Origin of the sequence: Paenibacillus sp. MMO-177 (assembly GCF_037147795.1) — a bacterium.
Lineage (GTDB): Bacteria > Bacillota > Bacilli > Paenibacillales > Paenibacillaceae > Pristimantibacillus.
In genome coordinates this window covers 1-21931 of the sequence record NZ_JBBCUR010000001.1, presented here as the reverse complement: position 1 = coordinate 21931, position 21931 = coordinate 1, and the positions used below count along the sequence as shown (strand labels likewise).

The 21931-nt window shown below is 50.6% G+C and carries 20 protein-coding genes, 1 rRNA gene and 1 riboswitch; of the genes, 19 read left to right on the top strand and 2 right to left on the bottom strand.

Features of this window, described 5'->3' with window-relative positions:
- Positions 1 to 138 precede the first annotated feature (138 nt).
- Positions 139 to 1809: a dihydroxy-acid dehydratase gene (gene ilvD / locus WFK81_RS00105; RefSeq protein WP_336785448.1), complete on the bottom strand. Its 1671-nt coding sequence runs from the start codon at positions 1807 to 1809 to the stop codon at positions 139 to 141.
- Positions 1810 to 2052: 243 nt separating this feature from the next.
- Here ilvD and WFK81_RS00100 point away from each other — a divergent pair, with 243 nt between their 5' ends.
- The 13 genes from WFK81_RS00100 to WFK81_RS00040 all read left to right on the top strand — a co-directional run bounded on the left by WFK81_RS00100 (position 2053) and on the right by WFK81_RS00040 (position 15811).
- The gene (locus WFK81_RS00100; RefSeq protein ID WP_336784447.1) at positions 2053 to 3705 is read left to right on the top strand and encodes a response regulator; all 1653 of its coding nucleotides are present in this window, start codon (positions 2053 to 2055) and stop codon (positions 3703 to 3705) included.
- The gene (locus tag WFK81_RS00095; protein WP_336784446.1) at positions 3702 to 5462 is read left to right on the top strand and encodes a cache domain-containing sensor histidine kinase; all 1761 of its coding nucleotides are present in this window, start codon (positions 3702 to 3704) and stop codon (positions 5460 to 5462) included. The genes WFK81_RS00100 and WFK81_RS00095 overlap by 4 nt, the downstream gene beginning before the upstream one ends.
- Complete coding sequence (locus WFK81_RS00090; RefSeq protein WP_336784445.1) at positions 5459 to 6442, top strand: substrate-binding domain-containing protein; 984 nt, start codon at positions 5459 to 5461, stop codon at positions 6440 to 6442. Before WFK81_RS00095 ends, WFK81_RS00090 begins: the two co-directional genes overlap by 4 nt.
- Positions 6443 to 6583: 141 nt before the next feature.
- Positions 6584 to 7600: a galactose ABC transporter substrate-binding protein gene (locus WFK81_RS00085; protein WP_336784444.1), complete on the top strand. Its 1017-nt coding sequence runs from the start codon at positions 6584 to 6586 to the stop codon at positions 7598 to 7600.
- A gap of 133 nt (positions 7601 to 7733) precedes the next feature.
- Entirely contained in the window at positions 7734 to 9251 is a 1518-nt protein-coding gene (locus tag WFK81_RS00080; RefSeq protein ID WP_336784443.1) for a sugar ABC transporter ATP-binding protein, read from the top strand.
- Positions 9252 to 9282: 31 nt separating this feature from the next.
- Entirely contained in the window at positions 9283 to 10299 is a 1017-nt protein-coding gene (gene mglC / locus WFK81_RS00075; protein WP_336784442.1) for a galactose/methyl galactoside ABC transporter permease MglC, read from the top strand.
- Between the two features lie 251 nt (positions 10300 to 10550).
- A complete protein-coding gene (locus tag WFK81_RS00070) occupies positions 10551 to 10856 on the top strand; it encodes an urease subunit gamma (RefSeq protein WP_336784441.1) in 306 nt (101 codons plus the stop codon).
- Positions 10857 to 10884: 28 nt separating this feature from the next.
- Entirely contained in the window at positions 10885 to 11253 is a 369-nt protein-coding gene (locus WFK81_RS00065; protein ID WP_336784440.1) for an urease subunit beta, read from the top strand.
- Positions 11250 to 12962, top strand: coding sequence for an urease subunit alpha (gene ureC / locus WFK81_RS00060; RefSeq protein ID WP_336784439.1), 1713 nt, complete (start codon positions 11250 to 11252; stop codon positions 12960 to 12962). The genes WFK81_RS00065 and ureC overlap by 4 nt, the downstream gene beginning before the upstream one ends.
- 16 nt (positions 12963 to 12978) lie before the next feature.
- Positions 12979 to 13671: an urease accessory protein UreF gene (locus WFK81_RS00055; protein WP_336784438.1), complete on the top strand. Its 693-nt coding sequence runs from the start codon at positions 12979 to 12981 to the stop codon at positions 13669 to 13671.
- A gap of 26 nt (positions 13672 to 13697) precedes the next feature.
- A complete protein-coding gene (gene ureG / locus WFK81_RS00050; protein WP_336784437.1) occupies positions 13698 to 14411 on the top strand; it encodes an urease accessory protein UreG in 714 nt (237 codons plus the stop codon).
- Between the two features lie 2 nt (positions 14412 to 14413).
- Positions 14414 to 15280 (top strand): urease accessory protein UreD, encoded by an 867-nt coding sequence (locus WFK81_RS00045; RefSeq protein ID WP_336784436.1) that lies wholly within the window; start codon positions 14414 to 14416, stop codon positions 15278 to 15280.
- 69 nt (positions 15281 to 15349) lie between these two features.
- Positions 15350 to 15811: a MarR family winged helix-turn-helix transcriptional regulator gene (locus WFK81_RS00040; RefSeq protein ID WP_336784435.1), complete on the top strand. Its 462-nt coding sequence runs from the start codon at positions 15350 to 15352 to the stop codon at positions 15809 to 15811.
- 71 nt (positions 15812 to 15882) lie between these two features.
- On the opposite strand, the gene WFK81_RS00035 is transcribed toward WFK81_RS00040, so the two are convergent.
- The gene (locus WFK81_RS00035) at positions 15883 to 17256 is read right to left on the bottom strand and encodes a hypothetical protein (protein WP_442956013.1); all 1374 of its coding nucleotides are present in this window, start codon (positions 17254 to 17256) and stop codon (positions 15883 to 15885) included.
- A 233-nt stretch (positions 17257 to 17489) separates the two neighbouring features.
- On the opposite strand from WFK81_RS00035, the gene WFK81_RS00030 reads away from it, so the two are divergent.
- From WFK81_RS00030 to WFK81_RS00005, 6 genes are all read left to right on the top strand, one after another.
- Complete coding sequence (locus WFK81_RS00030; RefSeq protein WP_336784433.1) at positions 17490 to 18167, top strand: sulfite oxidase-like oxidoreductase; 678 nt, start codon at positions 17490 to 17492, stop codon at positions 18165 to 18167.
- A 74-nt stretch (positions 18168 to 18241) separates the two neighbouring features.
- Positions 18242 to 18285: riboswitch (PreQ1 riboswitch) on the top strand.
- A gap of 92 nt (positions 18286 to 18377) precedes the next feature.
- Complete coding sequence (gene queC, locus WFK81_RS00025; RefSeq protein WP_336784432.1) at positions 18378 to 19043, top strand: 7-cyano-7-deazaguanine synthase QueC; 666 nt, start codon at positions 18378 to 18380, stop codon at positions 19041 to 19043.
- On the top strand, positions 19040 to 19483 hold the full coding sequence (queD, locus tag WFK81_RS00020; RefSeq protein ID WP_336784431.1) for a 6-carboxytetrahydropterin synthase QueD: 444 nt from the start codon (positions 19040 to 19042) through the stop codon (positions 19481 to 19483). The genes queC and queD overlap by 4 nt, the downstream gene beginning before the upstream one ends.
- A complete protein-coding gene (gene queE, locus WFK81_RS00015; RefSeq protein ID WP_336784430.1) occupies positions 19476 to 20204 on the top strand; it encodes a 7-carboxy-7-deazaguanine synthase QueE in 729 nt (242 codons plus the stop codon). Before queD ends, queE begins: the two co-directional genes overlap by 8 nt.
- 19 nt (positions 20205 to 20223) lie before the next feature.
- The gene (gene queF, locus WFK81_RS00010; protein ID WP_015845875.1) at positions 20224 to 20721 is read left to right on the top strand and encodes a preQ(1) synthase; all 498 of its coding nucleotides are present in this window, start codon (positions 20224 to 20226) and stop codon (positions 20719 to 20721) included.
- A 1106-nt stretch (positions 20722 to 21827) separates the two neighbouring features.
- Positions 21828 to 21931 (top strand): 16S ribosomal RNA (locus tag WFK81_RS00005); the annotation flags it as partial.

The following is a 21931-nucleotide window of genomic DNA, read 5'->3' as shown; positions in this document are numbered from 1 at the left end:
TTTGCTAATAGTTGAATCAGAGGAATCCGGAACCAACAGCGATTGGAAGAGATATACGTCTGCGGAGTGCTGCTATACATCCCACATAAAACAAAAAAAGCAGCCCCCAAAGGAGCTGCTCAACTCTAATTCTGCGAACTACATCTTCATTACGCCGCCCGTACTTGCATTCGTAACAAGATGGGAGTAGCGAGCCAGGTAGCCGCGTTTGATTTTCGGTTCGAAGCCAGGCCATGCGGCGCGGCGTTTTTCCATCTCTTCGTCGCTGATGAGAAGGTTAATTCCACGATTGTTCATATCAAGTTCAATGATGTCGCCGTCTTGAACGAAGGCGATCGGGCCGCCTTCTGCCGCTTCCGGAGATACGTGACCGATGCTGATGCCGCGGGATGCGCCGGAGAAACGACCGTCGGTGATCAGGCCGACTTTAGTGCCAAGACCCATACCAACGATTTGCGAAGTTGGAGCAAGCATCTCCGGCATGCCAGGACCGCCTTTAGGACCTTCGTAGCGGATAACGACTACATGACCTTCTTTCACTTTGCCGCCGGCGATGCCAGCAAGTGCATCGTCTTGGGAGTCGAAGCAGATCGCTGGACCTTTATGGTAGCCGCCAACCGATTTGTCAATAGCGCCGACTTTAACGATCGAGCCGCCTGGAGCCAGGTTGCCGAACAATACAGCCAAGCCGCCGCGTTCACTATGCGGGTTATCGATCGTACGGAGAACATCTGTATCTAGGATCTCACAGCCTTCAACATTCTCGCGAAGTGTTTTACCAGTAACAGTTATACGCGTGCCATCCAATGCGCCATCTTTTTTGAGCAGCTCATTAAGAACGGCACTTACGCCGCCTGCAACATGAACATCTTCGATGTGGTAATCGGATGCCGGAGCAATTTTCGCAAGATGCGGAACGCGTTCTGCAATTTCATTGATGCGTTCGATTGGATACTCGATACCGGCTTCATGCGCAATAGCAAGCGTGTGAAGAACGGTATTTGTTGAACCGCCCAAAGCCATATCAAGAGCAAATGCGTTGTCGATTGTTTCTTTTGTCACGATATCACGTGGTTTGATGCCAAGTTCGATCAGTTTCATCAGCTGGCGAGCCGATTCTTTAACGAACTCTTTACGCTCAGGCGATACAGCAAGAATCGTGCCATTGCCTGGCAGCGCAAGGCCAAGACCTTCTGCCAGACAGTTCATCGAGTTTGCAGTAAACATGCCGGAGCAAGATCCGCAAGTCGGACAACCGAATTGTTCCAATTCAGTAAGACCTACTTCGTCGATTTTGCCTGCGATATATTGGCCTACGCCTTCAAATACGCTAGTCAGGGAAATTGCACGGCCGTCGGATGTTCTGCCGGCTTTCATTGGTCCGCCACTTACGAGCATGGTTGGGATGTTTACGCGAAGGGCACCCATCATCATGCCAGGCGTAATTTTGTCGCAGTTAGGAATGCAGACCATACCGTCGAACCAGTGTGCGTTAACTACTGTTTCTATGGAGTCCGCAATAATCTCGCGGCTGGCAAGGGAATAACGCATCCCGATGTGACCCATCGCGATACCGTCGTCTACGCCGATGGTGTTGAATTCGAACGGCACGCCGCCCGCTTCGCGAATCGCTTCTTTAACCAGTTTGCCGAATTCCTGCAGATGGACGTGACCTGGAATAATATCGATATAAGAGTTACAAACCGCGATAAACGGTTTGCCGAAATCTTCTTCTTTTACGCCTGCTGCCCGCAGAAGACTGCGGTGAGGTGCGCGGTCAAATCCTTTTTTAATCATGTCTGATCTCATTTTCTTAGGCGCCATGCAAGTCCCTCCCATGTAATGTCATACCTTTGAGTTTATCATATCGGACAAACCTTGGCTACAAGAGCAGAAGCCGTGAACGGCCGTAAATGCTTGTAAAACAGAGCAAATTAGGCTTATTATGGTCAATACGCTCTAACTGCCTACAATTTTCGACAAATTTACTGTTACCGTCTTTTTATTTGTGGCAAAATGAGTACTGGTTTGATGAAGGAGGAAACAGACATCGTGTATAAATTGCTGCTTGTGGATGACGAACCGGAAGTAACGGAAGGTCTCATGATGGAGATTGACTGGGAGAGCTGCGGCTTCTCCGAGGTGAAGACGGCCGGCAACGGGAAAGAAGCGATGGAGCTTGCAGAAAAAATGGAGCCGGATGTGCTCATTACCGATATTAGCATGCCTTATATGAACGGCCTAGAGCTTGCCGATTGGGTGAAAAAAATGTATCCGATTACCCGTGTCGTCATTCTGACCGGGCATGACGAATTTGAATATGCCAAGCAGGCCATTAACCTGCAGGTGGAAGCCTATGTACTGAAGCCGTTCTCGGGAAGCCAACTAACGGAAACGGTGCTTCAAGTGAAGCAGCGGATGGATGAAGAGAGGGAGATGCGGAACAATGTCGAGCTGTTGCAGGAGCATTACCGCATGACGCTGCCGATTGTCCGCGAAAAGTTCCTGTCTTCCTTAATTACGCGGCATCAGTCGCTGGCAAGCATCCGGGAGAAAGCGGAAAAATACGGTATGGAGCTGGAGGGCGAGGGCTATGTTGTTTCGGTCATCTCCGTTCTCCATTCGGACAAGCCGGAAGAGGATCTTGACCCTCTTCATGCGGTCTCTTCGATTAAGGATCTTGATCTGAAGCTGTTCTCCATTACGAACATAGCAAGCGAAATCTGGTCCAGGCAAAAACTTGGAAAAGTATTTATTCATCAAGACCAAGTTGTCCTGTTTACAGTTAGTTCCAAAGGCAAGGACGAAGAGGTAGTAATGGAGGCTACCCAGGACGCGCTGAAAGAAATTTTGCAGAGCATTGAAAAATTTCTGAGGCTTCCCGTCATGATTGGAGTCGGGAGGTTTACCCGGGATATCCGCAGCTTGAAGTACTCGTATGAAGCGGCGGAGGTGGCGCTTGATTACCGAAGAATTCTCGGGATTAACCAAATTATTTGCATCGACGATATGGAAGAACGCGTGCAGGAGAAGCTGATCTTTGACGAGTGGAAGGAGCAGAACCTGGTCCGGTCCATCAAGGTGGGAACCGAGCAGGAGCTGGCCGATGTCATCAATGAGCTGTTTGATGATCTCGCGCGCGTGCATGCACCGGTTCCGGTGCATAACTTCGAGCATTATCTGCTCGAGATGGTAACGGCTATTATCAAGCTGTCCAAGATGCTCGACGACGGTACGGACAAAGATCCTATTTTTGCGGTTGGCATATTGGATCAGTACCAGAAGCTGAATACGCTTAACGAGACTAAGGCCTGGTTTACCGAGCTATGCGGCAAAGTAAGGAGCCGTATTGCAAGCCGCAGGCAGCATTCGTATAAGCATATCGTAGAGGAAGCAATTCAGTTTACGAAAAGCAATTTCAACGACCACGAGCTCTCGATAAACGTTGTCTGCGCGCATCTTCATATTAGCACGGGTTATTTCAGCAGCTTGTTCAAGAAGGAAGTGAAGATGACCTACGGCGCCTACTTGCTGCAGCTTCGCATGGAAGCGGCGAAGGAATACCTGAGGACAACGGAGCTGAAGACCTTCGAGATTGCGGAGAAGGTCGGATTCGCCGACCCGAACTATTTCAGTCTCTGCTTTAAGAAATACGCGGGAGTATCGGCCAAGGAATACCGAAGCGGCTTGACGGAGTCCAAATGAAAAGCGGGAACAGCAGAAGCATTCAATACATTTTGTCCGTCTCCCTTATCCTGTTCTCGGTCTTTATCATTATTGTTGTAAGTACGGTGCTTTACAGCCGATTTGCCGCAACCGCGGAACAGAACGCGTTCCGCAATTCGCAGCAAATTGTCGATCAGGTCAGCTACAGTTTGGAAAATAACGTGCAGGCAACCTCCGATCTGTTCAATATGATGTACCATACCATTACGCAAAGCGGCGATGTGGACTCGGAAAGTCTGCACCGCCAGTTGGCAACGATGATGTCTACCCGCGCGGACACGGTTTCACTTGCTTTATTCGATGACAAAGGGCAGCTCGTCATGGACTTGCCCGACGTCACGATGAAGAACGCTCTGGATGTCACATCGGAGAGCTGGTTTCAGAGCGCGCTCGATACGCCAAACCATTTGTCGATCTCGCTGCCGCATGTGCAAAATCTGTATAAAGAGCAGTTCAGATGGGTCGTTTCGCTAAGCAAAAGCATTACGATTATCCATAACGGCAGGCCGATCCAAGGCGTTTTGCTGCTTGACGTCAACTTCAACACGATTGATGAATTGTCCGACAGGGTTAGTCTTGGCGAGAAAGGCTACGTCTACATTCTGGACGAATCGGCAGGCAACATTGTCTATCACCCTCAGCTGCAGCTTATATATGCCGGACTGAAAAACGAAAACGTCGAGCTTGCGCTCAAACATACTTACGGCAGCTATATCGACAAAACGTCCAACGCTACCAAAATCATCAGTGTTCAGACCATCGGCAATGTAGGCTGGAAGGTTGTAGGCGTGTCCTACAGGGATGAAGCCATGACCTCTATTTCTGAGCTGAACAGATCCATGTTTCAGCTCCTGCTTGCTTTAATTTTGATTGTTGCGCTGCTCTCGAGCATTGTCTCGCGGCGGATATCAAGACCCATCAAGCAGCTTGAATTGTCTATGAAAAATGTGGAGCACGGCAATTTCGAGCAGACCGCGATTGGAGAAGGACCTCTTGAGGTCCGTCAGCTGGCCGACCGGTTTAACATCATGATTGGCACGATTAAAAAGCTGATGAGGCAAATCGTCTCGGAGCAGGAAAGCAAACGGACCTATGAGCTTGAGGCTTTGCAGGCGCAGATTAACCCTCATTTTTTATACAATACGCTCAACTCGGTTGTTCGCATGGTAGGGATGAACAAGAACGAGGAAGTGACCACCATGATCACTTCTTTATCGAAGCTGTTCCGGATCAGTCTTGGCAAAGGGAAAAGCGTCATTACGATTGCCGATGAGCTTGAGCATGCCAGGAATTATCTCGTCATTCAGCAAATGAGATTCAAGAACAAGTTCGAATTCTCGATTGAAGCGGATGAGGGTATTTTGAACTATGCCACCCTCAAATTAATCGTTCAGCCGTTAATCGAGAATGCGTTGGCCCACGGCATCGAGCCTTCCGTAGACAAAGGTCATATTTGGATCAAGGCTATGCAGGAAGGCCAAGATATCGTAATTGAAGTAAGGGACAACGGCCTTGGCATGAGCGAGGAACGTCTTAAGCAGGTTACGCAGGGCGAGGTAACAAGCTCCAAAGGCTCGGGAGTAGGCGTCATGAACGTTCAGGAGCGAGTTCGCTTATTTTACGGCCAGGCTTACGGTCTGCATTTCGAGAGCGAGCTTGAAGAAGGAACAACCGTTACGGTCCGATTCCCGGCGATGGAATTGACGCAGGCAGAAGGGAGAGAGCAGGGGGAATGAACCGAAGACAAAGGATGATTGTTGGTATTTTGCTTGCCGTGGCTGCCCTCGTACTGCTTGTTTCCGCCTTCAATCCGGGAATTCTGGAGCGGAAACAGAAGCCTTCGGACATAACGATCCAAGTTATTTTGCGGTCAAGCGATGGCGGCTATTGGCAAAATGTCATGCTTGGCGCGCAAGCCGCGGTTAAGGAATTTGGCATTACGATGTACACCACCGCTTCTAACGATGAAACCGATGCCGACGGACAGCTTCGGGCAGCCATGCAGGCGCTTGCGACAAAGCCTGACGCGATTGTTCTGGCTGCCAGCGATGATAAGTTGTTTGCCCCGTTCCTGAAAGAAGCTGCGGAACGGCATATTCCCGTTATTGCAATCGACAGCGTATTGACTTCCGGAAAAACGAGATCTTATATCGGCATGGATAACTACGGAGCAGGCGAGCAGGCGCTTCGGGAGCTGGCCGACCAGCTCGAACGGCAAGGCCGAATTGCGATTGTGGCTCACGCTGCAGGGGGCATTAACGGCAGGCTCAGAGCTCAAGGGATTCTTGATTCAGCCGCCAAATACCCGAGCATTCATATCGTTGACCAGGTGACATGCAGCGGCGACCGTGACCATTGCAGCAGGGCGGTAGCCAAGGAGCTGCGCAAGCAGCAGCTGGACGGCATCATCGCTCTCAATACAGAAGCCTCGATTGGCGCGGCGACGGAGCTGAGGAACGAGCAGGCGGGGAACAAGGTCAAGCTTATCGGCTTTGACAGCTCGCCCGAGCTGCTGGAGCTGCTTCAAGAGAATCAGCTGCAAAAGCTAATCGTGCAAAACCCGTTCAGCATGGGATATCTGGGCATGAAGTATGCAATGGAAGCGGCGCTTGGCCATAAAGTCCCATCCCGTGTCGAAATTCAAAGCAAGCTGATCGACAGGAAGAACATGTTCTGGAAGGATAACCAGAAGCTGCTATTCCCTGTCGTTCAGTAATAAGAAAGTGATGAGAATATTAATAAAAAAGATGAGAATATTAGATTCGAATCCATTTCAAATTTCGACATAATAAGGATGCAGCAAGCAAGCAACACGGCAAGCTCGCATTACTTAATTCACTCGGGGGGTATTACAGAGATGAAAAAATGGACAGTGGCTCTCGTTGCGGGGGCAATGGCACTTACGGCAGCAGGTTGCTCGAACTCGAATAACGGCGGTACAAGCGGCGGAAGCCTTCCTAAAACAGGGGTAGCCATTTACAAATTTGACGACACATTTATGAGCGGCGTGCGCAACTCGATCAGCAAAGCGGCTGAAGGCAACGTTAAGGTTGATATCGTGGACAGCCAAAACTCCCAGCCGACTCAAAACGATAAAGTTGACTTGTTCATTACGAAAAAAGTAAAAGCAATGGCAATTAACCCGGTTGACCGTACGGCAGCGGGCGTTATTATCGACAAAGCTCAAAAAGCGAACATTCCGGTCGTATTCATCAACCGCGAACCGCTTGCTGACGACCTTGCGAAATGGGACAAAGCGTTCTTCGTAGGCGCAAAAGCGGAAGAGTCCGGCACAATGGAAGGCGAAATCATCGCCGACTACTGGAAGTCGCATCCTGAAGCCGACAAAAACGGCGACGGCGTTCTGCAATACGTTATGCTGAAAGGCGAGCCGGGTCACCAAGACGCTGAGCTCCGCACGAAGTTCTCCGTTCAAGCGATTCAAGATGCTGGCATCAAGGTTCAAAAGCTGGCTGAAGATACAGCGATGTGGGACCGCGTTAAAGGCCAAGAGAAAATGGCTGCCTTCCTTGGTTCCCATGGCGACAAGATCGAAGCGGTTATCGCAAACAACGATGACATGGCACTCGGCGCAATCGAAGCTCTGAAAGCAGCGGGCTACTTCAAAGGCGACAAGAAAATGCCGGTAGTAGGCGTAGACGCAACGGACCCTGCAATGCAAGCGCTGAAAGACGGCACGATGCTCGGTACGGTTCTGAACGATGCTGAAAACCAAGGTAAAGCTACGGTTATGCTGATGAAGGTTCTGGCTGCAGGCGAAACGCCTACGAAAGAAAACACGGGCTATGACATCACGGACGGCAAATACGTTTGGATCCCTTACCAAAAGGTAACGCAAGAAAGCGCAAAGTAATTCGAGTATCAAATCTTCACACAAACAAAAATAACGATACGAAAAACAGGGAGCGACAACCGCACTTCCGTCGCCCCCTGTTTTTTTGTACCTTGCTTCTTGGATGGGAGCCGGATTAAAGGAGGCTATATTAATGGCAGAGCAGCATCCTTATTTGCTTGAGATGAACAATATTACGAAGACGTTCCCTGGCGTTAAAGCGCTTGACAACGTAACGCTGAAGGTTCGGCCGGGTACGGTTCACGCCTTGATGGGCGAGAACGGCGCGGGTAAATCAACACTGATGAAATGCTTGTTCGGGATTTATCATCCGGATGCGGGCGAGATTTTCCTCAATGGACAAAAAGCGGATATTAAAAACTCGAAGGACGCCTTGAACAGCGGCGTATCCATGATTCACCAGGAACTTCATCCGGTGCCTCAGCGCAGCGTGATGGAGAACATTTGGCTTGGCAGATTTCCGATGACGGGCGTTCGTCCGCTGCGGTTTATTGACCATAAAAAGATGTACAAAGACACAGTCGCCTTGTTTGAAGATTTGAACATGGACATTGATCCGAACCAGCTTGTCGGCGAATTGTCGGTGTCCAAAATTCAATCGCTCGAAATTGCGAAAGCCGTGTCGTTCAACTCGCGAGTCATTGTCATGGACGAACCTACTTCTTCCCTGACGGGCAACGAAGTTGAGCATTTGTTTGCGATTATCAACAAGCTGCGTGCACGCGGCGTAGCCATCATTTATATTTCGCACAAAATGGAAGAGATTTTGCGCATCTCCGATGACGTAACGATCATGCGCGACGGTAAGTATATCGGGACCTGGGAATCCAAAGAGCTGACGATCGACATGATCATCCAGCGCATGGTAGGCCGCGATTTGTCGGAGCGTTTCCCGGAGCGCACGAACGTGCCGGCAGAAGTGATGATGAAAGTAGAGAACCTTACTTCCATAAATCCGAAATCTTTCAAAGACGTATCCTTTGAGCTTCGCAAAGGCGAAATTCTTGGCGTTGGCGGCCTCGTAGGGGCACAGCGTACCGAATTGATCGAAGCCTTGTTTGGACTTCGTTCCGTGAAGTCCGGGGCGATCTACAAAGACGGCAAGCAAATCACGATTAAGTCCCCGATCGATGCGAAAAAGCACAAGATTGCGCTATTGACCGAGGAACGCCGCGTAACCGGTATTTTCCCGGTGCTCAACATTACCGAGAATACCGCGATTGCTAATCTTGGTTTGTATAAAGGGCCGTTTGGCCTCTTGAACGAATCGAAGATGCGCGTTGAAGCGAAGAAAGGCGTCGAAAAGTTCAGAACCAAGACGCCGTCGGTCAATCAGCTGATCCGCAATCTGTCGGGCGGTAATCAGCAGAAGGTGCTTCTCGCACGCTGGCTGCTGACGGATCCGGACATTCTTCTGCTGGACGAGCCGACACGCGGTATCGATATCGGCGCCAAATACGAGATTTACCAGATCATTATCGATCTTGCGAAGCAAGGTAAGAGCATCATTATGATTTCGTCTGAAATGCCGGAGCTTATTGGTATGTCGGACCGGATTATGGTTATGTCCGAGGGCCGCGCAACGGGTATCCTCGACGGCAAAGACGCGACAGAACAAAGCATTATGAGGCTGGCCGCACAGACGGGCTAGTGATGAGGATTTGAAGGAGGATTACACACTCATGGAAGCTACAAAGGGCTCAAGAGCTAAAAGCATGTTTTCGCAAAACGCGATCTGGATCGTTCTGATCCTTCTGATCGCTGCCATTACAATTATGGACACGAACTTCCTGTCCGTGACGACATTCCGGGATATGCTCGTTCAATCGTCGACGCGTCTTATCATCGCGCTTGGCGCCGCGTTTATCCTGATTACTGCCGGAACGGACTTGTCGGCCGGCCGCGTAGTAGGTTTGACGGCGGTTGTATCCGCATCGATGCTGCAAAGCGCGGATTACGCGAATAAGTTTTTCCCTAACCTGCCGCATCTGCCAATGATTCTTCCGATCCTTATCGCGATCGTTGTAGGTCTCATTGTTGGCTTGATCAACGGTATTATCGTATCGAAATTTAATGTTCCGCCATTTATCGCGACGCTTGGTACCATGGTTGCCGTATACGGCGCGAACTCCCTGTACTTCGATATGCCGCCTAACCAATCGCAGCCAATCGGCGGTCTTCGCAAAGATTTCAGCGAACTTGGCACGGGCTCGATCGGCAGCGGTGACTGGTCTCTGCCTTACATCGTATTGATCGCGATCTTCGTAGCGTTTATCGTATGGGTTGTCTTCAACAAAACGACTCTTGGCAAAAACATGTACGCGATCGGCGGCAACATTCAAGCCGCTCACGTATCCGGTATCAACGTAGCGAAATGCCTGATGTGGATCTACGGTATTGCCGGCGCTCTGTATGGCCTGGCTGGCGTTCTGGAAGCGGCGCGTACGGGCGGCGCGACAAACAACTACGGCAACATGTACGAGCTTGACGCGATCGCAGCCTGCGTAGTCGGCGGCGTGTCCACCACAGGCGGCGTTGGCCGAGTGAAAGGCGTTATCGCGGGTGTATTGATCTTCACCGTAATCAACTACGGTCTGACTTACATCGGCGTGAGCCCTTACTGGCAGCTGATCATCAAAGGCGCAATCATCGTGGTTGCGGTAGCATTCGATATCCGTAAATATGTAGCGAAGAAATAGTTCCGACATCTGAAGAGAGAACCCGCAGGAACGTGCTTTAATATAGCGCGTAGCCTGCGGGTTCTTTTATTTTGACAAAAACACTGTGAATGCGACATGGATATGTAAAATAAAGGTGAGATATGTCGAGTGTATAGGAGTTAATCCGTTAATAGCAATCGCAGTTATGTCATATTACCTAACATAATTCCATTTACTTCAAACAGACGGCTGTCTATAATGAAACTAATACGCTTGGGAGAGGTGGTACAATGCAGCTAACTGAACGCGAGAAGGAGAAGCTTCTAATTACGATTGCAGCCGATTTGGCCAGGAGACGTTTGAACCGGGGAGTAAAGCTGAATTATCCGGAAAGCGTGGCGCTTATTACCTCGGAGATTATGGAAGGCGCCCGTGACGGGAAGACCGTAGCTGAATTAATGGAATACGGAACAAAGGTTTTAAAGCGTGAAGACGTCATGATCGGAATTCCCGAAATGATTCACGAGGTCCAAGTGGAGGCTACCTTCCCTGACGGAACCAAGCTGGTTACGATTCACCACCCCATCTTCAGTTAAGCTGGCGCGGCCAAGGAGGGAAGCTGAAATGATACCGGGAGAATACAGGATTACGCCTGGCTCCATTGTACTGAATGCCGGACGCCGGACGGTGAAAACAATCGTTGTGAATACGGGCGACCGCCCCGTTCAGGTAGGCTCTCATTTTCATTTTTTTGAAGTAAACCGGGCTTTATCGTTTGACCGCGAAGCGGCCTTTGGCATGAGGCTTCATATTCCCGCCGGTACGGCGATCCGGTTCGAGCCGGGGGAAGAAAAACCGGTTACGCTGGTTGAGCTTGGCGGATCCAAGCTGTCCTACGGGTTAAACGGATTGTCCCAAGGGAAGGCGGAAGCGGGCAAGCTGCCGGAGGAAGTCCGCGCGCGTCTCAACGCATGGGAAGGAGAAGGCGAATGAGCGTCATTGACAGGCATAGATACGCGGCCATGTTTGGACCAACGACAGGGGATGCGGTACGGCTGGCGGATACCGAGCTATGGGCCGAAATCGAGAAGGATTACACCGTTTACGGCGATGAGTGCAAGTTTGGCGGCGGCAAAGTTATCCGTGACGGCATGGGGCAATCAAGCGGCGCTCTTCGGGATGAAGGCGTGCTGGATACTCTAATAACAAACGCGGTTATTATCGATCATTGGGGGATTGTGAAGGCGGATATCGGCATTAAAGACGGCTTTATCGTCGGGATTGGCAAAGCGGGCAATCCGGATATTATGGACGGAGTTACGCCGGGCATGATCGCAGGCGCAAGTACCGAGGTGATTGCGGGCGAAGGGAAGATCATTACGGCCGGCGGCATTGATGCGCATATTCATTTTATATGTCCGCAGCAGATCGAGACGGCGCTCTCTTCCGGCGTCACTACGATGATTGGCGGCGGCACGGGGCCGGCGACGGGAACCAATGCAACAACCGTTACTCCGGGTGCCTGGCATATGCGCAGAATGCTGGAGGCGGCTGAGCAGTTTCCGATGAACCTTGGTTTTACGGGCAAAGGAAATGCTTCGTTTACGGCCCCTCTGATTGAACAGATTGAGGCAGGAGCGATTGGGCTGAAGCTTCACGAAGACTGGGGGACCACTCCCGCGGCAATTGACGCGTGCCTGAAGGCTGCCGACCAATACGACATTCAGGTGGCCATTCATACGGATACGCTGAATGAAGCGGGATTTGTGGAGGATACGCTTCGAGCGATAGGAGGCCGCACGATTCATACCTACCACACGGAAGGCGCGGGCGGCGGCCATGCGCCGGACATTATCGTAGCGGCAGGGGAATTGAACGTACTCCCTTCCTCCACCAACCCGACAAGGCCTTTTACGATTAATACGATAGAAGAACATTTGGATATGCTGATGGTCTGCCACCACTTGGACAGCCGCATTCCGGAGGATGTTGCGTTTGCGGACTCGCGGATTCGGCCCGAGACGATAGCGGCGGAAGATATTCTGCATGATATCGGCGTCTTCAGTATGATCAGCTCGGATTCCCAGGCTATGGGGAGAGTTGGCGAGGTGATCATACGGACATGGCAAACCGCGGATAAAATGAAGCGGCAGCGCGGGCCGCTGCCGCCCGATACGAATAGCGATAATTTCCGCATTAAGCGTTATGTGGCGAAGTACACGATCAACCCGGCTGTCACGCATGGCATTTCGCATTTGGTAGGTTCGGTCGAAGTCGGCAAATTCGCGGATCTGGTGCTCTGGCAGCCGATGTTTTTTGGCGTGAAGCCGGATTTGGTGCTTAAGGGCGGCAGCATTGCTTACGCTCAAATGGGCGACCCGAATGCTTCCATTCCAACTCCCCAGCCGGTGTTCGGCCGGCCGATGTTTGCTTCCTTCGGCAAGGCGGTGCATAGCAGCTCGATTACGTTTGTCTCGCAGGCGGCGTTTGACAACGGCATTGATCGGCAGCTTGGACTTCGGAAACGGATTGAGCCCGTGAAGGGCTGCCGGTCGGTTACGAAGAAGGACATGATTCACAATGGCGCAACGCCGTTGATAAAGGTTGATCCCGAGACTTATAAGGTAACCGTGGATGGCGAGCTCGTGACCTGCGAGCCGGCAGATTCGCTGCCCATGGCTCAGCGTTACTTTTTATTTTAAGGAAGGACGGTGGCTGATGGGGTACTCTGCAGCTTGGCTTGCCGTGCAGCAGCTATTGGACTCTGCCATTCCGATCGGAGGGTTTTCCCATTCGTTTGGTCTCGAGACGATGGTGCAGGAAGGGCGGATCGTTCATAGCTCGCAGTTATATGAATATGCTTCGGTTATGATGCGGCAAAGCTGGGCAACCTCGGATGCGATGATCATCCGGGCCGTATACAGGGATGCTCCGCATGACGATTGGAACCGGTTGTTTGCCGTCGAGCGACTTGTGCATGCGCAACGGATTGCGGTAGAGACGAGAGTTGGCATGGAGAAGATGGGCCGCCGTCTGCTGCAGCTTGCCGCTGCCATTCATCCTCATCTTGATTGGTCGCTATTCAATGAAGCTTTGCGGCATAGGCAATGTCAGGCTACCCATCCGCTTGTACACGGTTATATATGCTGGCGGCTTGGCGTAGAGGAAGAACGGGCTGTTCAAGGCTATTTGTACACTTGCGTGGTTACTTGCGTAAACAGCGCCCTAAGACTTATGTCCATCGGGCAGACCGAGGGGCAGTCGCTTATTGCAAGGTTGTCGTTAGGAATAGACGAAGCAACGGAGCTGGCCATGTCGATGCGGCCCGAGGAGGCGTATTCGAATATGCCGATGGCGGAGCTTGCCATGATCCGGCATGAGGGTTTGTATTCGCGTTTATTTATGTCATAACCATAATGAGAAAGCGGGGAATTGCAATGTGCCAAGGTCAAGGTCATACGCATAAAGAATGGGAGAAGCCGGTTATCGATGGATCGCGTCCGGTTCGGATCGGAATCGGAGGTCCGGTTGGTTCCGGCAAAACCGCGCTGGTGGAGCGGCTGTCGAGGGAGCTTTGCGAGAAATACAGCTTGGCCGTTATTACGAATGATATTTACACCAAGGAAGACGCGAGGATTCTCGTAAATACGGGAGTGCTTCCCGAGGAACGGATTCTCGGAGTAGAGACGGGCGGCTGCCCGCATACGGCTATCCGGGAGGATGCGTCGATGAATTTCGAAGCCATTGAAGAGCTGCAGAGCAGATTCGACAAGCTTGACCTGATCTTTATCGAGAGCGGCGGCGACAATCTGGCAGCTGCCTTTAGCCCGGAGTTGGTGGATCTCTTCATCTATATTATCGATGTTGCCCAAGGGGAAAAAATTCCGCGCAAAGGCGGCCCTGGCATTATGCGTTCGGATCTGCTCGTGATTAACAAGATCGACCTTGCCCCGTATGTTGGTGCAAGTCTGGAAGTGATGGATGCGGATTCGAAGCGGATGCGGGGCGATCGTCCGTTTGTCTTTTCCAACATGTTTGGCGGCGATGGGGTAGCCGAAATCGTTGGCTGGCTGGAGCATGAGCTTGCGCACGCGCGGGGCGAGGCGCATTCCCATATCGTGCAGCTTGGCTCCATGCCTCATAAGCATTAGGAATGGCGGCAGATTTACGGAAAGAGCGCGCGGTACGAAGCTCCGTGCTGCGCGCTTCCTTTCATTGCACGGAAGGCGTAACCCGGCTTACGGATAAGTATCATACGTCGCCCATCAAGATTGCAAAGAGTTTTCCGCTTCAAGAACAGCTGGCTGTAATCATTATGGATGCTTCTCCCGGTCTGCTGGCCGGAGACCGATACGAAATGGAATGGCAGGCGCATGGTTTCTCGCATGCTTATATCACGACCCAGTCTTATATGAAGGTTCATCCCAGTCCGCTTGATGGCGGGGCGGTGGGGTCCTCGATTTGTCAGACCTTCCGACTTGGTTCTCACGCGGTTATTGAACATATGCCGGAGCCGATTATGCTGTATAAGGATGCCAGGCTGCGCAGCGAAACCAATGTCTATCTGGAATCAGGAGCCGTGTGGATGCAGGCGGATATTCTTTGTCCGGGACGTACGCTGCGCCAAGAGAAGTTCCAATACGGAGAGTTTCGGAACAGCTTGTCCGTTTACTACGAGGATGAGCTGATCTTCGCCCAACGGCAGCGGATTGTGCCTAGCGAACATAAGCTTGCGGCTCCGGGCTGTTGGGAGGAGATGACGCATATGGCGACCTTTTGCCTGTTTAGCGATCAATTAACGGCTTCGATGACAGAGTCCATGAAGCAGTTTGTTCAGCAGCTTCCCGAATACGGCTCCCACCCGGTTCTCATTGGGCTGTCCGGCACGCAGCGTCACGGTCTTGTCGCAGTGGCTGCTTCCACCGCGGCATGGCCATTGCAAGAGGCGATGCGCTTCCTCTGGCAAGGCGCAAGAAGAATAGTACTGGGCAAAGAACCGGTTGAACTGCTTTATTCTTAGGCTGGACTTGGCTGTACGTTCAAAAAACGGTATATTTATAGATATGAATGTATTAGCGAGGGTGGATGGATGGACCTGGATCAGGAGAAGCTTCATAAACTAAGAGAGTTGGATGACGTATTCCGCAAGCTGCGCAGGCTGATTAACTCGGAATATAACCGGTTTAATGTTCACGGCCTTGGGATGACGGAAGGCAAGATGGTTATTATTCTAGCGCAGCAAGGGCCTCAGAAGGCATCAACTATGGCAGAATTACTGCGCATTACAAGCGGAGCCGTAACGGGGATCTCGGATCGGCTGATCGATCTTGGCTTTGTGGAGCGTTCGCGGAGCGAATACGACCGTCGCATTGTCATGCTGAGCGTGACGGACGAAGGCCGCAAGCTGGTGGATCATGTGATGGAAATGCGCGAGCGCATTATGTTTAAGCTGTATGACGGCTTTGAGCTTGACGATATCGAGAAAGCAACGGACATCTTTATCCGGATGGCAGCGAATCTGGATCCGAAGAGCGAAGCGACGGAAGAATAGATGATCATAAAAGGTCTGCCCCGCGGCCATTTGGCTACGGGGCAGACCTTTTATTTTTACCAATTTAGGATTTATAGGGATTCGCCGTTCAGGTAATTAAAGAATGGTTTATCGACCCAGATCGGATAGGACTGAATGTCGAGTCCGGTGCCAAGCTTTTTGAATCCTTCCACAATAGCGGCTGAAGGCTCGTTAAGCGAGAAGGATTGCGCGTAATAGTGGCCGGCGCCTGTAATTTTGTTGTTTGTGATTTGGATATAATCATCGAGCTTGGTCAAGGAGTAATAAAGCGGCTGCCACCAGGAGCTGGCAATAAGGCCGGTCTGGTCCTCGCTGTTTTTCTTTGCGTATTGCAGAATAACCGGCTGGAAGCGGGCTTTGTCCGCGGCATTCGCGAATTCGAATTTCAGATCGTATTCTTTGGCGTAAGCGATATAATTGCCGTTTTCGATTTGGACGACCTTATAGTTCTCCGTTTGAACGGGCTCGCCCCACTCCTTCAAATAAATGAATGCGGAAGTTTTAGGCTCGAATTGCACTTTGGCACGGATTCCTTCGCTGCGGAGCAGGCCGATCAGTTGAACCGCATGCTTTAGGTTGTCGTGGCCGTACGTCAGGGACAACGAATCGACGAAGTTGGCGTCAAAACGGTTGTCCTTCAGATTATAGCCGGTAACGAGATTTTGCTTCAGGGCCGCGTCCACAACCGTCTGAAGCTCAGGCGCCTGAATGATATCGGAGGTGTTGTAGGCATCCGCCAGCTTGCCGTAGATATCGGCATCCGAAGTATAACCGATATAATGCTTATACTCTCCTTTAATGGAAAGAATCTGCACGAGAAGAGCTTCCGCCAGATCAGCCGATGCGGCTTTTCCTTTCACTTCTTTATAGAAGGAAGACGGGAGCAGCCCGCTATGTACGGCAGCCGCGAGCTCTTGCGCGGCGGACAGGCTAAGTCCTGCCGGCGAGTAGCCGATTTGCTTCAGCGCATCGGTTGTTTTGCTTTGCGGGTAGGAATGGGCAAGCTCGGCCAGACCGGCTGCTTTTACGGCGATATAAAGGGCGCCGGTCGCTTGGAGCGGCTTGTCGGCCTCTATTTTTAATGAAGTGATGATACCATGCTCATATAATGCCGCGGCAGATGAATAATAAGGACTGTCGGCTCCGAGATCGCTGAAGACCGGTTTGGACTCGGCAGACCCGAGATGAAGAACCTTGGCTACCTGTTGAAGGAATTGACCTTTGGTAACCGTCCCTTGGAAAGAGATGCCGTATTTCTCTTGCAAGAACTGCTCGTATTCTGTTATAGATGTAGAAGAAGATTGCAGGACTGCTGAAGTTGGTGCTGCTGCAGCTTGGGCCGCGGACAGAGGTAAGGTGGCAGAGAAAAGAAGGGATAAAGCCAGCGATCCGGAAAGGAGCCATTTGTTACGCAAATTCATCATTTAAAACCTCCATTGATATAAAAGATTGGTTAACTCTATTAATCCACTCGGAATTGTATGGAAATATTATCATTGTTACAAAATGGTGTCAATAGCCGAAAGGCGCAAGTCTTGTTTTGCATGCTATAGTAGAATAGAAGTACATAAGCTTATGCTTACGAAGCAAGAATCATCATGAACAGTTTAATCTTACCTGTTTGTGTGATTATTCTTTTCAGGAGGCTTGGAACAACATGAACACAAGCAAGAAAGCTGAACGTTTGAAGAAAGCTCCTGCACTCAAGGCGAATGTCGCCCCTGAGCTGGCGCACCGCGTACCGCCAGGACAGACAACAACGGACCGCTTCCCGATTCTGCATGAAGGGGATGTGCCGGAGTACGATATGTCTACTTGGACTTTGCGCGTATTTGGCGAAGTGGAAGAGGAGAAGGTGTTTACATACGAGCAGATTATGGCTCTTCCCCAGATCAAGCAGACGAACGATATTCATTGCGTGACCCGCTGGTCGAAGCTGGATACCGAATGGGAAGGCGTCCGTTTCTCCGATCTGATGAAGCTGATTAATGTGAACCCGGAAGCCAAGTATGTAATGATTCACGCCGATCAGGATTACGAGACGAATCTTCCGCTCGAGGATCTGCTGCATGACAACATCCTGCTGGCGCACAGCTTCGATGGGGAACAGCTTACTGCCAAGCATGGCTGGCCGCTGAGGCTGCTTGTCCCGCATCTGTATTTCTGGAAGAGCGCCAAATGGATTAGAGGAATTGAATTTATGAAGGAAGACCGGCCGGGTTTCTGGGAAAGAAACGGCTTTCACAATTATGCCGACCCGTTCCGCGAGCAGCGCTTCTCCGGCGAAGATCTTGGCTTGCCGGAAGACGAATGGCATCACAAGGATTTCGATTAATTGGCATATAGCCGGATAACTAGAGATATGTTATAGTACGTAGGTACATTCGAATAAATGCTGAAGCGGAAGCTTCAGGAGAGGTTCGCGAACTCCCTCTATAAAAAACTAAGAACTGGAATCTATTCTGATTCCATTTTTTTCGTTTTGAGACATGTGTACAGGGTTTTGTTCGAAGGGTCTCTCCCTCATTAAGGGAGGAGAAGAAAGATGAAAAAAGGAAAAGCGGTAGTCGTATTCAGCGGTGGGCAAGACAGCACAACCTGTCTGTTCTGGGCGCTGGAACGCTACGAAGAGGTGGAAGCGGTCACCTTCAACTACGGGCAGCGTCATGCGCTCGAGCTGGAATGCGCCGCGCAGATTGCCGAAGAGCTAGGGGTATGGCATCATGTGCTTGACATGTCGCTGCTGGGTCAGCTGACACCTAACGCTCTGACCCGCTCGGATATCGAGATCGAGCATCAGGAAGGCGGCTTGCCGACTACGTTTGTAGACGGCCGGAATTTATTGTTCCTGTCCTTTGCCGCGGTGCTTGCGAAGCAGATCGGAGCAAGAGCGATCGTAACCGGCGTATGCGAGACGGATTTCAGCGGGTATCCGGATTGCCGGGATATTTTTATCAAATCGCTTAACGTAACGCTTAATTTGTCGATGGACTACCCGTTTGTGATCGAGACGCCTCTGATGTGGCTGGATAAAGCCGAGACATGGGAGCTGGCTGACCAGCTTGGCGCTTTTGAATATGTACGGACCAAGACATTAACCTGCTATAACGGCGTAATTGCGGATGGATGCGGAGAATGCCCGGCCTGCAAGCTGCGGAGCCAGGGGTTGAACCGTTACTTAGCCTCCAAAGAGGAGGGGAGAGCGGAATGATTCAGCAAATTTATCCAAGCGTCCAGCATTCCTTTCAATATGAATTAAACAAAGACATGCAGTTTGCCGCAGCGCATTCCGTTCCTTCCGAGGAAGCGGGACATTGCGCGCGCGTGCACGGGCATACTTATTTTGCTAACGTTACGATTGCCGGCGATGAGCTGGATTCGTCCGGATTTCTAGTGAATTTCGCAGCGGTCAAGAAGCTGATCCATAACCGCTTTGACCATACGTATCTGAATGATCATACAGACGTATTTGACAACAACGACCCGAACCGTTTTCCAACCACTGAGGTTGTCGCCCGAACGATTTACGAAATTGTCCAAGCTTATCTCGACGAAACGCCGAATAAGGCGACCTGCGTACAGGTCTTCTTGAGAGAGACGCCAACAAGCTATTGCATTTACCGTCCGAAGAAGGCTGCAAGCCATGGCTGAGAAACGAATTCCGGTCATGGAAATATTCGGGCCAACCGTGCAGGGCGAAGGCATGGTGATCGGGCAAAAGACGATGTTCGTCCGTACGGCAGGCTGTGACTATTCCTGCTCGTGGTGCGATTCCGCATTTACGTGGGACGGAACGGGGAAGGACGATATCCGCATGCTGACAGCAGGCGAGATTGTATCCGAGCTTCGGGAGCTTGGAGGTAACGCATTCTCTCATGTGACCTTGTCGGGAGGCAATCCGGCTTTGCTGAAAAATGCGGATGAATTGGTGGACGCCCTTCATCGAGACGGCGTTCGCGTGGCGGTGGAGACGCAAGGCAGCCGCTGGCAGGATTGGCTTCTGGCTATAGACGAGCTCACGCTGTCTCCGAAGCCGCCAAGCTCGGGCATGGCGACGAACTGGGAAGTGCTTGACGAGATCGTTGCGAAGCTCGCGGGCAGTCGTAATCCGTTCAGCCTGAAGGTTGTTGTATTTGATGAACAGGATTTGGCTTATGCCGCCAAGGTTCATAACCGTTACCCGAATGCGGCGTTTTTTGTGCAGACGGGCAATGACGATCTGATTGAGGGAGATAACGCAAAGCTGGCGTCCAAGCTGATTGAACGTTATGAATGGCTTATCGACCAAGTCATGAAACGCGAAGATATGACGAACGTGAGAGTGCTTCCGCAGCTTCATGCCCTGGTATGGGGCAACAAACGCGGTGTTTAGGAAGAAAGGAGACAATTCAATGTCTGGAAGAAACGAAGAGGAATTGCAAGGAATCAGCCTGCTGGGCAATCAAGGTACGCGTTATCCGATGGAATATTCGCCTGCGGTGCTGGAGGCTTTTGATAACAAACATCCTTACCGGGATTATTTCGTGAAGTTCAACTGTCCGGAATTTACAAGCTTGTGCCCGATGACGGGCCAGCCGGATTTCGCGACGATTTATATTTCCTATATTCCCGATGTAAAAATGGTGGAGAGCAAGTCGCTCAAGCTGTACCTGTTCAGCTTCCGCAACCATGGCGATTTCCATGAGGACTGCATGAACATTATTATGAACGACCTGATCGAGCTGATGCAGCCCCGCTACATCGAAGTATGGGGCAAGTTCACGCCGCGCGGCGGCATCTCGATCGATCCGTATTGCAACTACGGCAAGCCGGGTACCAAGTATGAGCAGATGGCCGAGCAGCGGCTGTTTAATCATGATATGTATCCGGAGAAGGTGGATAATCGATAATCGGAGGTTAGTTGGGAAGGGGATAGGTATCTCATGAGGAGTTGTATCTCCTTCCAGCCGCTGTTGCTTGCACTTTGCATCGAACAATTTTCAGAGGTTGCAAAGTGCAAGCAAAGGCGTACGCTTACAAGCTTTCTGCAAGAAAGCTGCTTCGGAAGCATAATCTTTCCTCCAGGAGATACATCACCTCTCCCTCGCATATAGCACACCTCTATCGATTATGAGGTGGGAAGCAGAAAGACCACGGATTAACTTCCGTAGTCCTTTTTTTGAAACAATGAAGGACCGGATTTGTGGTCCTTCTTTTTTGTTCCCCTCAATTAACCGAGTGCCGGAGTATTTGAGTATGGAGAGCTAAAAGGATTTGTGAAGGAAAGCTGCTACGTAGGCATAATTTCACGTTTGGTCTTTGCGTCTAATTAGCGGGGCTATTGTCAGTGTCGAACAATACGCCTTATGAGAAGATATATATTGGTATGTATATTGCAGCGTGTACGTAGTCTGGGATATTTTCGAAAAAAGCAGCGATCTTCTGCTTAAAGACCGCTGCCTTTTTTTAAAAATTTAGTGGTTATTACCGGAGGAGTTGCCTTTCTTATCGGAAGACTTGGTTTGCGTGTTTTTATTCGCATGACCTTGTTGTTTGGACACGTGGTTCACCTCCTGTAAGCGAAGCTTTGTAGGCTTGGTAACGACCTTAGTGTGCGCAGTTTTTTGTTTTTTACGAATGCCGAATGCCGATTCTATTCTGGTGATTTGTTTAGAATAGGTGCTTGCAGAAATGCTTCAAAATTTTGGAGAGAATAAAAATCGCAAAAAAGGTTGCAATTAAATTCGAATCCATGGTATATTCTTATTCCGGCCGAGAGAGACAAGCGGTTCGGACGAAAAGCTGAATATCATCGAGCAAATGGATGAAAAATAAAGCTTGACACTGAAATTAATAACGTGATATGATATACCGCGTTGTTGAAAAAATTGTTCTTTGAAAACTGAACAACGAGCGAAACTGCCCCGTTATTTATAACGGAAAAGCGATAAAACAAGTAATGAGCAATCAAACATCTGAGATTTTCCTGATCGATTCGATCGATCGAGAAAACACTTTAATGGAGAGTTTGATCCTGGCTCAGGACGAACGCTGGCGGCGTGCCTAATACATGCAAGTCGAGCGGACTTTACCTTCGGGTAAAGTTAGCGGCGGACGGGT

What these genes read in the sequence shown, in the direction of transcription:
- queE (WP_336784430.1), top strand. Translation starts at nt 19,476, where the DNA reads ATGGCTGAGAAACGAATTCCGGTCATGGAAATATTCGGGCCAACCGTG.
- WFK81_RS00095 (WP_336784446.1), top strand. Translation starts at nt 3,702, where the DNA reads ATGAAAAGCGGGAACAGCAGAAGCATTCAATACATTTTGTCCGTCTCC.
- WFK81_RS00085 (WP_336784444.1), top strand. Translation starts at nt 6,584, where the DNA reads ATGAAAAAATGGACAGTGGCTCTCGTTGCGGGGGCAATGGCACTTACG.
- WFK81_RS00090 (WP_336784445.1), top strand. Translation starts at nt 5,459, where the DNA reads ATGAACCGAAGACAAAGGATGATTGTTGGTATTTTGCTTGCCGTGGCT.
- WFK81_RS00055 (WP_336784438.1), top strand. Translation starts at nt 12,979, where the DNA reads ATGGGGTACTCTGCAGCTTGGCTTGCCGTGCAGCAGCTATTGGACTCT.
- WFK81_RS00065 (WP_336784440.1), top strand. Translation starts at nt 10,885, where the DNA reads ATGATACCGGGAGAATACAGGATTACGCCTGGCTCCATTGTACTGAAT.
- queC (WP_336784432.1), top strand. Translation starts at nt 18,378, where the DNA reads ATGAAAAAAGGAAAAGCGGTAGTCGTATTCAGCGGTGGGCAAGACAGC.
- WFK81_RS00045 (WP_336784436.1), top strand. Translation starts at nt 14,414, where the DNA reads ATGGCGGCAGATTTACGGAAAGAGCGCGCGGTACGAAGCTCCGTGCTG.
- WFK81_RS00035 (WP_442956013.1), bottom strand. Translation starts at nt 17,256, where the DNA reads ATGATGAATTTGCGTAACAAATGGCTCCTTTCCGGATCGCTGGCTTTA.
- ureC (WP_336784439.1), top strand. Translation starts at nt 11,250, where the DNA reads ATGAGCGTCATTGACAGGCATAGATACGCGGCCATGTTTGGACCAACG.
- WFK81_RS00040 (WP_336784435.1), top strand. Translation starts at nt 15,350, where the DNA reads ATGGACCTGGATCAGGAGAAGCTTCATAAACTAAGAGAGTTGGATGAC.
- WFK81_RS00030 (WP_336784433.1), top strand. Translation starts at nt 17,490, where the DNA reads ATGAACACAAGCAAGAAAGCTGAACGTTTGAAGAAAGCTCCTGCACTC.
- ilvD (WP_336785448.1), bottom strand. Translation starts at nt 1,809, where the DNA reads ATGAGATCAGACATGATTAAAAAAGGATTTGACCGCGCACCTCACCGC.
- ureG (WP_336784437.1), top strand. Translation starts at nt 13,698, where the DNA reads ATGTGCCAAGGTCAAGGTCATACGCATAAAGAATGGGAGAAGCCGGTT.
- WFK81_RS00070 (WP_336784441.1), top strand. Translation starts at nt 10,551, where the DNA reads ATGCAGCTAACTGAACGCGAGAAGGAGAAGCTTCTAATTACGATTGCA.
- queF (WP_015845875.1), top strand. Translation starts at nt 20,224, where the DNA reads ATGTCTGGAAGAAACGAAGAGGAATTGCAAGGAATCAGCCTGCTGGGC.
- queD (WP_336784431.1), top strand. Translation starts at nt 19,040, where the DNA reads ATGATTCAGCAAATTTATCCAAGCGTCCAGCATTCCTTTCAATATGAA.
- mglC (WP_336784442.1), top strand. Translation starts at nt 9,283, where the DNA reads ATGGAAGCTACAAAGGGCTCAAGAGCTAAAAGCATGTTTTCGCAAAAC.
- WFK81_RS00080 (WP_336784443.1), top strand. Translation starts at nt 7,734, where the DNA reads ATGGCAGAGCAGCATCCTTATTTGCTTGAGATGAACAATATTACGAAG.